This is a genomic window from Modestobacter sp. KNN46-3 (assembly GCF_011039295.1).
This window is the reverse complement of record NZ_JAAKGN010000140.1, coordinates 1-13,370: the sequence shown is the minus strand read 5'-3', so window position 1 is coordinate 13,370 and position 13,370 is coordinate 1. Positions and strand designations below refer to the sequence as shown.

The window sequence follows — 13,370 nt, the reverse complement described above, 5'->3', positions numbered from 1 at the left end:
ATCAGGTCACCTGGTCATGTGGGCACCTACCCAGCGGCCGACCGTTCGGTAGGTGCCCACACGGTCAGGTAGGACGTCGACCTCAGCCGGTCAGGCTGGGACGGCGCACCACCCGGAACCCGCGCGGTCCCGCGTACGGAGTGAGCAGCAGGGTGCGCAGCCGGCCGCGGACGCCAGACCACGGGGCCCCGAGGTCCGCCTTCGCGATCCGCACCGGGCGTGCGCCGGCGGCCCGCATCCGGTCCTCTCGTCGCTTCTCCTGCCAGAGCACCTCACCGGGCGAGCGCCCGCCGCGCGGGTCCAGGTACTTGACCGCACCGTCGAACTCCAGGGCGACCGCCGCGTCGTCGTACCACCCGTCGACGCGGCCGATGAAGCCCTCGTCGTCCCACAGCTCGACCTGCAGCTCGGGCACCGGGAGCCCGCTGGTGACGATCTGGACCCGACCAGCGCTCTCCAGCGGCGACTCCGCGCGACCGTCGGCCAGCCGCACCGCCCGGGCAGCGCGGGCCGAACCCTCCCAGTGGCGCGCACCGGCCACCGACTCGCGGAGGAGCAGGGGATCGGTGAGACCCCGGTGGAGCGCGTCGTCCAGGGCGACGACCGCGTCGACGAGCTCCCACTCCCGTGCACAGTCGACCAGCGTCCGGGCGACGGCGGTGACCGAGAAGGGTCCCCAGCCGGCCACCGCACGGGCGGGCAGGCCACCCTGGGAGACCCGGTAGCCGCGGCCCACGCGCCAGTTGTACGGGTCCGTGAGCCGCACCTCGGTCAGCCCCCGGCGCGGGACGAGCAACCCGTGCACGGCCGCCGCCGATGCGTGGCTGACCGCCGGGCGCCGCGGTAGGGCGACCAGGACGGCGGCGACGTCGAGCAGGTGGGCGAGCCGTGGGTCGCCGGCGGCGCGGGCCGCCACGTCGCCGGCGCAGTAGACCCCGCGCCGTCGCCGGCTCCACGCACGGGTGCGCAACAGCGTGCGCACCTCGTCGCGGGAGTGGCCGGCAGCGAGCGCCTGGGCGGAGGTGAAGACGCCGAACTGGCGCGAGGCGATCTCGTCGAGGACCGGGAGCACCCGTCGAGGGTCACCCCGCGACCGAGCCCGAGGCGGCCTCGCGGTCCAGCTGTGGACGGCAGGACGTGATGTGGACGGCGACGTCCTACCTCGCGTGGTGGGCACCTACCGCGCGGCCGGCCACCCGGTAGGTGCCCACGTGACCAGGTGACCTGATCCCAGAGCTGGTGGGCTCGGCCGGCAGGGCGCCGCGGCGGCGCCGGCGTGGGCGGGGTTGGGGGTTACCCGCGGGTAGCCTGTGGGCGCCCGGTTAGTGTCCGTGCCGGGTGGGCGACGACGCCCGCGCACGCACGAGAGGGAGCTCATGGGCCCGTTGCAGATCGTCCTCGGCACGCTGGCCGTGATCCTGCTGGTCGTCTCGGTGGTCTACGCCACCAAGGCCGTCCGCGCGATGCTGCGGATCTTCCGCACCGGACAGCCCGACCCGACCCGCTCCGGCCCGGTCGGCCCGCGGCTGAAGACGTTGGCGGTCGAGTCGCTGGGGCACACCCGGATGCTCAAGTGGTCGGCCATCGGCGCCGCCCACTGGTTCGTCTTCATCGGGTTCTACGGCCTCTTCCTCACCCTCGTCGAGGCGTTCGGGGAGGTCTTCAACCCGGAGTGGCACCTCCCGCTGATCGGCGAGTGGGCGCTGTGGAACCTCTTCGTCGACCTGATCGGCGCGGCCACGGTGCTCGGCATCCTGTACCTGATCGTCCGGCGCCAGCTCGACCACCCGCGCCGGCAGGGCCGGGCCAGCCGGTTCGCCGGGTCGAACGAGGGGCGCGGCTACTTCGTCGAGGCCGTCGTCCTGACCATCGGCATCTGCATCCTGCTGATCCGCGCGATCAAGGTCGCCGCCGACCTCACCGACGCGCCGGCCTGGTCGCACCCGGTCTCCGGCCTGCTGGCGAACGTCGTCCCGGCCAGCCCCGACCTGCTGTCGGTCGTCGCGTTCGTGAAGATCGTGGTGAGCCTGGGCTGGCTGATCACCATCTCCCGGGTGCTCAACATGGGCGTCGCGTGGCACCGGTTCAGCGCCTTCTTCAACATCTACTTCAAGCGTGAGGACGACGGCAGCCAGGCCCTGGGCCCGCTGCCGGCGATGACCTCGGGCGGCAAGCCGATCGACTTCGAGGACCCCGGCGAGGACGACGTCTTCGGTCGCGGCAAGATCGAGGACTTCACCTGGAAGGGGATGCTGGACTTCACCACCTGCACCGAGTGCGGGCGGTGCCAGAGCCAGTGCCCGGCCTGGAACACCGGCAAGCCCCTGTCGCCGAAGATGGTGATCATGGACCTGCGGGACCACCTGTACGCCAAGGCCCCGTACCTGACCGGCGCGACGAAGGCGTCGGACAACGCCCCCGACTTCGCCGACTACTCCACCCTCAAGCCCAGCGACGAGCAGGTCTGGGCGTCCGGCTACGCCCGGATCGAGGGCACCAACGACGCCCAGGCGCACCGCCCGCTGGTCGGCACCCTCGAGGAGGGCGGGGTCATCGACCCCGACGTGCTGTGGAGCTGCACCAACTGCGGCGCCTGCGTCGAGCAGTGCCCGGTCGACATCGAGCACGTCGACCACATCATGGACATGCGCCGCTACCAGGTGCTGATCGAGTCCTCCTTCCCCTCCGAGGCCGGCGTGATGATGCGCAACCTGGAGAACCGCGGGAACCCGTGGGGCGTGGGCGGCAACGTCCGCGAGGAGTGGATGAAGGAGCTGGACTTCGAGGTCCGGCAGGTCGATGGCGCGATCGACGACGACGTCGAGTACCTGTTCTGGGTCGGCTGCGCCGGCGCCATCGACGACCGCGCCAAGAAGGTCACCAAGGCCGTCGCCGAGCTGCTGCACATCGCCGGCGTGGAGTTCGCCGTCCTGGGCAACGGGGAGACCTGCTCGGGTGACCCAGCGCGCCGGATGGGCAACGAGTTCCTCTTCCAGCAGCTGGCGCAGGAGAACGTGGAGACGCTCAACGCCGTCTTCGAGGAGCGCCCGGCCGGACGGCGGAAGATCGTCGCCACCTGCCCGCACTGCTTCAACTCGATCAACCGCGAGTACCCGCAGCTGGGCGGCGACTACGACGTCGTCCACCACACCCAGCTGCTCGGCCAGCTGGTCGAGGAGGGGCGGCTGACCCCGGTCACCCCGATCGACCGCAAGGTCACCTACCACGACCCGTGCTTCCTGGGCCGGCACAACAAGGTCTACACACCCCCGCGGGAGATCCTCGACTCCGTGAAGGGCCTGTCCACCCAGGAGATGCACCGCTGCAAGGACCGCGGCTTCTGCTGCGGCGCCGGCGGCGCGCGGATGTGGATGGAGGAGAAGATCGGCAAGCGGATCAACGTCGAGCGCACCGAGGAGGCGCTCGAGCTGGACCCGGACGTCATCTCCACCGCCTGCCCGTTCTGCATCACCATGCTGTCGGACGCGGTGACCAGCAAGCAGCAGGCCGGCGAGGCGAAGTCGCACGTCGAGGTGCTGGACGTCAGCCAGATCCTGCTCCGCTCGATGGCCCCCGCGGGTGCGCCGGGCACGGAGTCCGGCCCCGGCGTGGGCACCGAGCCCGACGACCCGGCCGGCACCGGCTCCGCCGCCACCCAGCACAGCTGAGCCGCCGCCGCGAGCAGTGATCAGGTCACCTGATCAGCGACTGTCCCCCCGCACCAACGCTCGTGCGGGGGGACAGTCGTCGGTGCAGGGGGACGAGCCGGAGGGACACTGGGCACCATGAGCTCTCCGTACGGCGGCGGTCGTCGCCGCGGGGAGGCCGAACGGGCCGCCGCCTCCCGCAGCACGCGCATGCACTACGCCCGCGACGTCAACGACGAGCGCGCGCTGGCCGACGACCGCCCGACGATCCGGCGCAGCCGCCACTGGACCTGGCTGGCCGTCGCGATCGTGGCGATGTCGGTGCTCGCCGTCGTCGGCGGCCGCGGCGCCGAGGACGTGCCGATCACCGCCGACTGCGACGCCCCGCAGATCGCCGTGGCCAGCAGCGTCGTCACCGCCGGCCAGCCGCTGCGGTTCCGGGTGACCGGGGCCGAGGACGTCGACTACGTGATGACCCTGGACGGCGAACCGGTCCGCGGGGACGCCGGCACCACCGTCAGCTACACCCAGACCGCCGCCGGGCCGGCGTTCCGGCTGCCCCAGTGCGTGAGCCCGACCCTGCGGCTGGCCGCCCCGGCCGGTGACGGCGTCCACGACCTGGCGATGCTGCGGGTGGCCGGCGACGGCACGACCGAGCAGGTGGCCGCGGTGCCGGTCACGGTCACCGGTACCGGGTAGGAGCACCCGACTCCCGGGCGACGGCGGCTCGGGGAGGAGGATGAGCGGACGTGACCCGCACCGCCGCCCCACCGCCGACGCGTACCTCCTCCCGGCAGGGGCTGGTCCTGGTCGGGACGGCGATCGTGCTGACCGGGTTCAACCTGCGCACCGCGGTGAACAGCGTCGGCCCGGTGCTGGAGGAGATCGAGCGCGGTCTCGGCATCTCCTCCGGCCTCGCCGGCCTGATCACCAGCATGCCGTTGATCTGCTTCGCGCTGATCGGCTTCGCGGGCCCGCCGCTGGCCGCCCGGTATCGCGACGGGCACGTGCTGGCCGCGGCCCTGCTGGTCATGGCGATCGGACTGCTGCTGCGGGTGTCGGTGCCGAACGTGTGGGTCTTCCTGCTCGGCACCGTGGCCACGATGGTCGGCGGGGCGCTGGGCAACGTGCTGCTGCCCGGGCTGGTCAAGCGGTGGTTCCCGGATCGGACCGGTCTGCTGGTGGGCGCCTACAGCACGGCGCTGGCGATCGGCGGGGCGGTCGCCAGCGTCTCCACCGCGCCGATCGCCGAGGCGGCCGGCGCCGAGGGCTGGCGCTGGGGACTGGGCATCTGGGCGGTGTTCGCCCTGGTCGCGGCGCTGCCCTGGCTCGCCGTCCCGGTCCGGCCGGGCGCCTCCCGGGGCGGGCACGCCGCGGTGCGGCTGCGCGCGCTCGGGCGCAGCCGGCTGGCCTGGACGATGGCGGCCTTCTTCGGCCTGCAGGCGATGCAGGCCTACGTCATCGTCGGCTGGACGGCGCAGTACCTCCGCGACCAGGGGATGTCCGCGGAGGCAGCCGGGTTCCTGGTCGGGCTGAACGCGCTGATCGTGATCCCGCTCAACGCCGTCGTCCCGCTCGGCACGGTCCGGCCGACCTGGCAGCGGCCGATGCTGCTGGCCTTCGTCGCCTGCTACCTGGCCGGCTGGACCGGCCTGCTGCTGGCACCGCTCACGCTGACCTGGCTGTGGGTCTGCCTGCTCGGGCTGGGCATGGGCACGTTCGCGATGATCCTGGCCCTCTTCGGGCTGCGCGGGCGCACCCCGGAGTCGGTGAGCGCCCTCTCCACCGTCGCCCAGGGCTGGGGGTACGCACTGGCCGGGGTGGGTCCGCTGCTGGTCGGCCTGCTGCGGGGCCTCACCGGCGGTTACACCGGCATGTTCGTGCTGGTCTACGTCGGCGTCGGGTTGCTGCTGGCCACCGGCTGGAGCATCTGCCGACCGAGGTACGTCGACGACGAAGTGCCCGCGCTCGGCGGCCCGGCCGGTCGCCCGGGGGACTTCCCGGAGACCGAGGTCGCCGGCGCCGAACCCCCGGTCCTGCTCCCGCGCCCCGAGCGCTGAGCTCAGACGGGCAGCTGCAACGCGCGCAACAGCTCGGTGGACCGGTCCCGGCGCAGCTCCGGTGACCGGGTGAGCAGTGCGACGGCGACGACGTAGGAGTCCTCGCCCGCCCAGCCGCGCCCCTCCGCGGTGAGCTCGGCGATGTGCTCGCGCACCTTGGGCTCCCCGCTGTACGCACCGAACTCCAGGCCCATCGCCAGGAAGTTGGCCACCTGGTACCCGAGGTCGCGGGCCGTGGCCAGGGTGCCGGCGGGGTCGGAGTAGCTGGGCAGCGCGACCAACAGGTGCTCGAAACCGGCCTTGAGCAGCCGGAGCACCATGTCGTTGCCGTACCAGCCGCCCCACAGCTCGGGCATCAGGATGTCGGCATCCGGTGCCGGGATGTAGGGCGGGTTCGCGATCACCGTGGAGACGTCCCGCCCGCTCGGGGAGTCGGCCCAGGCGAAGAAGTCACCGTGCTCGACGGCGTAGCGGTCGGCCACGCCGAGGCCGCTGATCGTCTGCCGGGCCCGCTCGACCGACGTCGCGCTGATGTCGGTGCCGTGCACCTGCAAGCCGGGCACCGCCCGGACGACGTGGGCGATGGCCCGTGCGTCACCGCTGCCGAGCTCCGCGACACCCTCGGTCTGCCAGGGCACCAACGTCGCGTACTGGGTCAGCAGGAGCTGCACCGAGAACGCGTAGTGAGCCGACTCCTCGGCGCAGTCGAAGGAACCGTCCACGATGTGGTTGCCCGACGGCTGGGGCAGGAGAACAGCGGTGTCCCGGGGGTCCATGGGACAGGCCTACCCCGGAAGGCGGTCCGTCATCCAGCCACGCCCGACCGTTCACCGAGTGGGCGGTCACCCGCCACCGCGGGACCGTCAGGCCGGGTCGGCGCGGCGGGTCTCGGCCCGGTTGAAGTTGCGGAACGACCGGGACGGCGTCGGCCCGCGCTGGTCCTGGTAGCGCGAGCCGTAGACCGCCGAGCCGTAGGGGTGCTCGGCGGCCGAGCTCAGCTGGAACAGGCACAGCTGGCCGATCTTCATACCCGGCCACAGCGTGATCGGCAGGTTCGCCACGTTGGACAGCTCCAGCGTGATGTGCCCGTTGAACCCCGGGTCGACGAACCCCGCCGTCGAGTGGGTGAGCAGCCCGAGCCGCCCCAGGGAGGACTTCCCCTCCAGCCGGGCGGCGAGGTCGTCGGGGATGCGGACGACCTCCAGCGTCGACCCGAGCACGAACTCACCCGGGTGCAGCACGAAGGCATCGTCACCGGTGGGCTCGACCAGGGTGGTCAGGTCGTCCTGCTGCTCGGCCGGGTCGATGTGGGTGTACCGGGCGTTGTTGAAGACCCGGAAGAACCGGTCGAGCCGGACGTCGATGCTCGAGGGCTGCACCATCGCCGGCTCGTAGGGCTCGATCCCGAGCCGGCCGGTCGCCAGGGCCGCTCGGATGTCGCGGTCGGACAGCAGCATGGCGCGGAGTCTAGGGACAGCGGTGCTCGGGACCTTCGTCCCGTTCCGGCCGCCCCGGGTCGACAGCGGCGCACAGCTGCCGATGTACGCGAGACACGACAGGGCGACTGAGGTGCCACGGCGTCCCTCCTCCACCGACGCGGCCCAGCTGGCCGTCTACCGGGCCTTCGTCCAGCAGCTGACCGAGGCCTGCGATGCCGCAGCCCGGGGCGACCTCGAGGCGCGCAGCCGCCCGGTCCCCGGGTCCGACGGCGTCCCCGAGCTGGTCGCGCTGCAGCACAGCGTCAACCGCGCGCTCGACGTCTGCGATGCCTTCATCCGGGAGTCCAGCGCCGCGCTGACCTCGGCGGCCGAGGGCCATTTCCACCGGCAGGTGCTGCTCACCGGCCTGCCCGGCGCCTACCGGCAGAGCGCGTCGGACATCAACGCCGCCCGGGACGCGATGCGGTGCAGTGCCGATCGGGTGGTGGAGGCCCGGACTCCCGGCTGCGGCTGGCCGACGAGTTCGAGTCCGTGGTGCTGGCGATGAGCGAGGGCGTGGCGACCGCGGCCACCGAGCTCAGCGCCTCCGCCGCCGGGCTCACCGGGGCAGCCACCGCCGCGAGCACCGAGGTGGAGCGCGCCCGCGACTCGATCACCTCGCTGGGCCGCTCCTCGACCGAGATCCAGCAGGTCATCGCGCTCATCGAGACGGTGGCCGACCAGACCCGGCTGCTCGCGCTCAACGCCACCATCGAGGCGGCCCGCGCCGGCGAGGCGGGCAAGGGCTTCGCCGTCGTCGCCTCCGAGGTCAAGGACCTCGCCGACCAGACCGCCCGGGCCACCGAGCGGGTGACCACCCAGGTGGAGTCGGTGCGCGCGGCGTGCGACGACGTCGCGACCGTGATGGGCAACGTCGGGAACACCGTGACGGAGATGAACGGGCTGGTCGACGGGATCGCCGCAGCGGTCGACGGTTCCGCGTCGCTGGGGCCGGCCGGCAGCGACACCACCGGGCTGTCCCAGATGGCGGAGAAGCTGCGGTCGGAGATGACCGGCTTCCTGGGCGAGATGCGGGGCTGAGGTCCGGGGTCACCCGATGGGGGGAGCGGCGACCGGGCCGCTCCAGCGGGGGACCCGCCGGGCCGATGCCCCTCTTCCGAGCACCGCCGTGACGGCATGGGGTGCACCTCGGAGGAGGACCGGATGGATCTCGTGGGCCACCAGGGCAGTCGGCTGCCCGCGCACGGCCGGGGCGTGCGCGTGGTCGCCGTCGTCGCCGCTGCGCTGACCGGCTTCGGCGGTGCCGCAGCCGTGGACGCGCTGGTCGGCCCGACGACGCTCCCCGTGGCGGAGGGCTTCGGCCCCGGGGACGGGCTGACCCGGTACATGGTCACCGCAGCAGCGGGGGACGCAACGCCGGAGTTCCTGGCCGGACTGGACCAGCAGGACGGCGTCGGCTCCGCGCAGCGGCTCTTCGACGGCACCGCCCTGGTCGCCGTCGACGGCCCCACCCTGCCTCAGTTGCGCGCCCTGCCCGGCGTCGCCGCGGTGGAGCTCTCCCCCTCGGTGCCCGTGTTCGGCACCGCCTCGGACCCGTACTACGCGCCGTACGCCTGGCACCTGGAGAACACCGGGTCCAACGCCTACGGCCAGTCCCCGGTGGTGGCCGACGCCGACATCGACGGCTCGGTCGGCTGGGACGCCGCCACCGGCGCCGGGCTCATCGTCGCCGTCGTCGACACCGGCTTCGACTCCGACCACCCGGACCTGGCCGGCTCGCTGTGGACCAACCCGGCCGAGTCCTGCGGCTCGGTCGACGTCGACGGCAACGGCCTGGCCGGCGACTGTCACGGCTGGAACTTCACGACCAACAGCCCCGACGTCGACAACGGCGCCGGCGGCGGGCACGGCACGTCGGTCGCCGGCGTCATCGGCGCCCGCAAGGACAACGGGGTCGGTTCGGCCGGCGTCGCCCCCGACGTGACCCTCATGCCGCTGGTGATCGGCTCCGGCGAGGGCGTCGACGTCAACCTCGGCGCCCAGGCGATCCGCTACGCCGCCGACCACGGCGCCGCCGTCGTCAACGCCTCGTGGGGCGGACCGGTGACCGGGTCGGCGCTGGACAACCTGCGCGCCGCCGTCGCGTACGCCGAGGCCAAGGGCGTGCTCGTCGTCGCCGCGGCGGGCAACGACGCCGCCGACCGGGACACCTCGCTGGTCTACCCGGCCAGCCTGACCGAGCCGAACGTCGTCACGGTCGGCAACTCGACGGCCGCCGACACCGTCGCCGCCTCCTCGGCCTACGGCGCCACCTCCGTCGACCTCTTCGCCCCCGGCGAGCTCGTGGTCACCACCTCCAACGACGGCGGCCACCAGCTGGTGAGCGGGACGTCGATCGCTGCGCCCCAGGTGGCTGCCGCACTGGCGCTCCACCGGGCCACCATGCCGACCGCGACCATCGCCGAGCTGCGGGCGGCGCTGCTGGCCGACGTCGACCCGATCGCCGCCTTCACCGGGAAGTCGGTCACCGGCGGCCGGCTGAACGTCAGCCGGCTGGACCCCGGTGCGGCCTCCGTCGGCTACCAGTTCACCTCGATGACGGCCCCGACGGGCCCGGCGACGCCGCGGGTCCGGGCGACCGGCCCGGAACTGGCCGGGACCTACGAGATCGTGCTCGGCCTGGGCATGGAGCACGGCGGCGAGGTCTGGGCCCTGTCCGGTGAGCCCGTCACGGTCGCCGGGACGACGCTGACCACCGACGACGCCGGCCAGGTCACCGTCCCGCTGGGCACGCTGACCACCGTGGAGGGCCTGGAGCTCGCCCCGTCGGCCGACCTCGCCCTCGGCCGTTACGCGCTGAGCGCGCAGCTGCTCGTGGACGGTCAGCCGTTCGGCGGCACGTTCGCCGCGCCGCTGCTGGTCGGCGACACCTCGGCCCCCGCACCGGACGGCGGGACGACGCCGGGGAGCGACCCCGGTAGGACGGACCCGGGCACCACCGACCCCGGCACGACGGGCCCGGGCACCACCGAGCCCGGTACGACGGACCCCGGCACGGAAGGCAGCACCCCCGGCACGACCGACCAGGGCACCAGCGACCCGGGCACCACCGGCCCCGGCACGACCGACCCCGGCACCACGGACCCGGGCACGACCGACCCCGGCACCACCGACCCCGGCACCACCGACCCGGGCACCACCGACCCGGGCACCACCGATTCCGGGACGACGGACCCGGGCACCACCGACCCCGGCACGACCGACCCCGGCACGACCGACCCCGGCACGACGGACCCGGGCACGAGCGGCCCCGGGACGACGGACCCGGGCACCACCGACCCTGGGACGACCGACTCCGGGACCACGGGTCCTGGGACCACGGACCCCGCGCCGGGCGACAGCACCCCGCCGCCGTCCGTCGTCACCTACCCGGAGGTCGGGCCGTTCGGCCTGACCAGCATCTCCCCGGCGGTCGTCAGCACCGCCGGCGGGACCCGGGTCACGGTCACCGGGACCAACGTCCCCGACGGCGCACGGGTGCGGATCGGGGGCACCCGGGAGGCCACCGTCGTCAGCTCCGACAGCACGTCGGTCGTCTTCACCGCACCGGAGCTGGTGGCCGGGGTGTACGACGTCTTCGTCTTCGGTCCGTCCGGCACCGAGTCCTCGGTGCTGACCGACGGCCTCACCTACGTCGAGGACCCGGCGAGCGGCGGCTCGACGCCGGGCACAGACGACGGGTCGACGCCGGACTCCGGCAGCACGCCGGGCACGGGCGGCGGCTCGTCCCTGGTCACCGCGGTCGGGCCGAACGGCGAGCGGCTGGTGCGCTCGGCGGCCTTCGGCCGGCTGGGCAGCTCGTTCTGGTCGCTGGACTGCAGCACCAGCTGCCGAGGCGTGCTGCTCTGAGCCGCTGAGACACAGTCGCCCCCGACCGGGTTCCGGTCGGGGGCGACTGCCTTGCTAAGCTCTCCGACAGGTCACTGACCTGTCGCGGGTGTAGTTCAATGGTAGAACATCAGCTTCCCAAGCTGACAGTGCGAGTTCGATTCTCGTCACCCGCTCCACGTAAAGCCGCAGCTCAAGGCGCCTGTCCAGGCATCCAATGGACTACTTGGTGACCGTCTGGATGACCCGTATCAGCCCCCTATGACCCCTTGTTTTCCACCCCGTAGGTCATGGATAGTTCACGCGGAGGGACTCATCCGCGCAGGTGAGACCCTCGTCTGCAGGCATGATCCGCGCCGTAACCGAGATTCGGTCACACCATCCGCCGGCGGATCTTCTCGGGCGTCGCCCGTCGGTCCAAGTCGAGGCGATAGCGTCGGAGCATGGGCACCTTCCACGGTGACCTCGACCGACAGCCGCGCGGCAGGGCCATGGAGTATCACGATCGCGCCCTCGAGGGAGGTCGAGCGAGCGTTCGCCGGTCGGGCAGAGCAGGAGGTCGTCGCGGCCCTGAGACAAGCGATCCGCAGTTCCCGTCTTGAGCCTCATCCGGCCGGCGTTCGGGAGCCGCGCTCGCCGAGTCTCGGCGGCGAGCATAGCGACGAAGGAGCGCCAGCGACGGAGGTTTTCAAGCCTGGTACAGGGGCTCCGCGAACCAATGCCAATCAAAGTTTTGGCAGGTCAAGACCGAAGTCGCTGAGACCGCTGGCTACCGTCGATAGCCGCTGCGTGCCCGTACTACGGGCACGCAGCGGGCACGGCCGTCGGGGCCCCAGGATGCCTGCCCGCTATGGATGGAGGAGTCGGCCTCTCGCACTACTCGCCGCCTCCTACCCCGATGAGCGTGCCGGCTGAAGCGGGTTGTAGGAGCGACCAGGGGTGTGGACACCGACGTGAAGTTCTGTCACGGCGTCGTCTGCGAGTCGCCCTGAGGCGGCTTCAAAGCTTGTCTAGTAGGTGGCGGTGTGAGTGGCGGGGGTTGCGGCCTCGACGTCAGAGGTCCAGGACCGGCAGCGCGCATCCGCGCGAGAACGCCGCCTCCTCAACCGCGAACAGCCCCATATCCTGGCCGCGGCTGGGACCAAGACTCAGGATCGAGAGGAGTCCCACGATGACGCTGTTCGCGCCGTTCACGCTGCGCGGTGTGCCGCTCAGGAACCGCGTTGTGGTCTCGCCGATGAGCCAGTACCGCGCGCAGGACGGGGTCGCGAACGACTGGCATCTGGTCCACCTCGGTCGATTCGCCCTCGGCGGCGCCGGCCTGGTGTTCACCGAGGCGACCGCGGTCCAGGAGCGCGGCCGGCGTACGCACGGCGACCTCGTGATCTGGTCGGACGCCCACGTTGACGGTCTCGCGGCGGTCACCCGCTTCCTCCAGCGAGAGGGCGCGGTGGCGGAATCCAGCTCGGGCACGCGGGGCGCAAGGCCAGCGAGCGCCGACCGTGGCACGGAGAGACACCGGTCGATGAGGAGGACATCGCCCAGCGCGGCGAGCAGCCGTGGCCCGCTGTGGGCCCGAGCGGGCTCCCGTACGCCGAGGGCTGGCCCCACGCCGGCCGAGATGAGCGCCGAGGACATCAGGGAAGTCATCGGGGCGTTCCGCGCCGCCGCTGAGCGGGCCCGCGAGGCGGGTTTCCGGGTGATCGAGGTGTACGCCGCGCACGGCCTTCTTCTCCATCAGTTCTACTCCCCGCTTTCGAACCGACGCCGCGACGGCTACGGGGGAGACCTCGAGGGACGAGGCCGGCTGGCGGCCGAGGTCGCCGCGGCGATCCGCGAGGTCTGGCCCGACGAGTATCCGTTGGTCTTTCGTCTGTCGGTGACCGACTGGCATCCGGACGGCTGGCAGGTCGATGACACGATCCACCTGGCGCGGCGCCTGAAGGACCTGGGCGTCGACGCGATCGCCTGCTCAGCGGCGGCATCGCCGGACGCGAACGCCCGCAGGGCATGACCCTCGAACAGGGGTATCAGCTGCCCCTCGCCGCGGAGGTGAAAAAGGGCGCCGGCATCGCTACGATCGGTGTCGGCCTGCTGTGGGGATCCCAGGCTGGTCGACCGCGCCCTCGAGCAGGGCGACGTCGACCTCATCGCGCTCGCCCGGGAGCTGCTGGACAACCCCAACTGGACGCTGCACGCGGCCCGCGAGCTAGTGCCGCGGCTGCCAACCTTGGCCTCGGTTCGCGACACACCGGCCGACGTTCCTCGCTGGGGTCCTGAGCGGGTGGACCGTTGCGCTCGTCTGATCCTGTCTTCCCCGCAGGAGATGCGAGATG

The 13,370-nt window shown here is 72.5% G+C and carries 10 protein-coding genes and 1 tRNA gene; 8 read left to right on the top strand and 3 right to left on the bottom strand.

All coding sequences use genetic code 11. The features are described from left to right. Positions 1-82: 82 nt before the first annotated feature. Positions 83-1,072 (bottom strand): type IV toxin-antitoxin system AbiEi family antitoxin domain-containing protein, encoded by a 990-nt coding sequence (locus G5C62_RS21360; RefSeq protein WP_164702593.1) that lies wholly within the window; start codon positions 1,070-1,072, stop codon positions 83-85. 304 nt (positions 1,073-1,376) lie between these two features. Between G5C62_RS21360 and G5C62_RS21355 the strand changes: the two genes are divergently transcribed. From G5C62_RS21355 to G5C62_RS21345, 3 genes are all read left to right on the top strand, one after another. Continuing rightward, a complete protein-coding gene (locus G5C62_RS21355) occupies positions 1,377-3,668 on the top strand; it encodes a (Fe-S)-binding protein (protein WP_164702592.1) in 2,292 nt (763 codons plus the stop codon). Between the two features lie 117 nt (positions 3,669-3,785). Then, the gene (locus tag G5C62_RS21350; RefSeq protein ID WP_164702591.1) at positions 3,786-4,346 is read left to right on the top strand and encodes a hypothetical protein; all 561 of its coding nucleotides are present in this window, start codon (positions 3,786-3,788) and stop codon (positions 4,344-4,346) included. A 50-nt stretch (positions 4,347-4,396) separates the two neighbouring features. Then, complete coding sequence (locus G5C62_RS21345) at positions 4,397-5,707, top strand: MFS transporter (RefSeq protein ID WP_036336334.1); 1,311 nt, start codon at positions 4,397-4,399, stop codon at positions 5,705-5,707. Positions 5,708-5,709: 2 nt separating this feature from the next. Here G5C62_RS21345 and G5C62_RS21340 read toward each other — a convergent pair whose 3' ends face one another. Further along, positions 5,710-6,483 carry a methyltransferase domain-containing protein gene (locus G5C62_RS21340; protein WP_036336333.1) on the bottom strand — a complete coding sequence of 258 codons (774 nt, stop codon included), beginning with the start codon at positions 6,481-6,483 and terminating at the stop codon, positions 5,710-5,712. Between the two features lie 87 nt (positions 6,484-6,570). Continuing rightward, positions 6,571-7,164, bottom strand: coding sequence for a dCTP deaminase (gene dcd, locus G5C62_RS21335; RefSeq protein ID WP_036336332.1), 594 nt, complete (start codon positions 7,162-7,164; stop codon positions 6,571-6,573). A gap of 112 nt (positions 7,165-7,276) precedes the next feature. Between dcd and G5C62_RS27620 the strand changes: the two genes are divergently transcribed. The 5 genes from G5C62_RS27620 (at position 7,277) to G5C62_RS21315 (ending at position 13,048) form a co-directional block, all read left to right on the top strand. Further along, positions 7,277-7,693, top strand: coding sequence for a hypothetical protein (locus G5C62_RS27620; protein WP_206330772.1), 417 nt, complete (start codon positions 7,277-7,279; stop codon positions 7,691-7,693). Then, entirely contained in the window at positions 7,690-8,226 is a 537-nt protein-coding gene (locus G5C62_RS27615) for a methyl-accepting chemotaxis protein (RefSeq protein ID WP_206330771.1), read from the top strand. The genes G5C62_RS27620 and G5C62_RS27615 overlap by 4 nt, the downstream gene beginning before the upstream one ends. 123 nt (positions 8,227-8,349) lie before the next feature. Further along, positions 8,350-11,055, top strand: coding sequence for a S8 family serine peptidase (locus tag G5C62_RS21325; RefSeq protein ID WP_164702590.1), 2,706 nt, complete (start codon positions 8,350-8,352; stop codon positions 11,053-11,055). An 84-nt stretch (positions 11,056-11,139) separates the two neighbouring features. Beyond that, positions 11,140-11,213, top strand: a tRNA-Gly gene (locus G5C62_RS21320). 992 nt (positions 11,214-12,205) lie between these two features. Beyond that, positions 12,206-13,048, top strand: coding sequence for an oxidoreductase (locus tag G5C62_RS21315; RefSeq protein WP_164702589.1), 843 nt, complete (start codon positions 12,206-12,208; stop codon positions 13,046-13,048). The last annotated feature ends 322 nt before the right edge of the window (positions 13,049-13,370 follow it).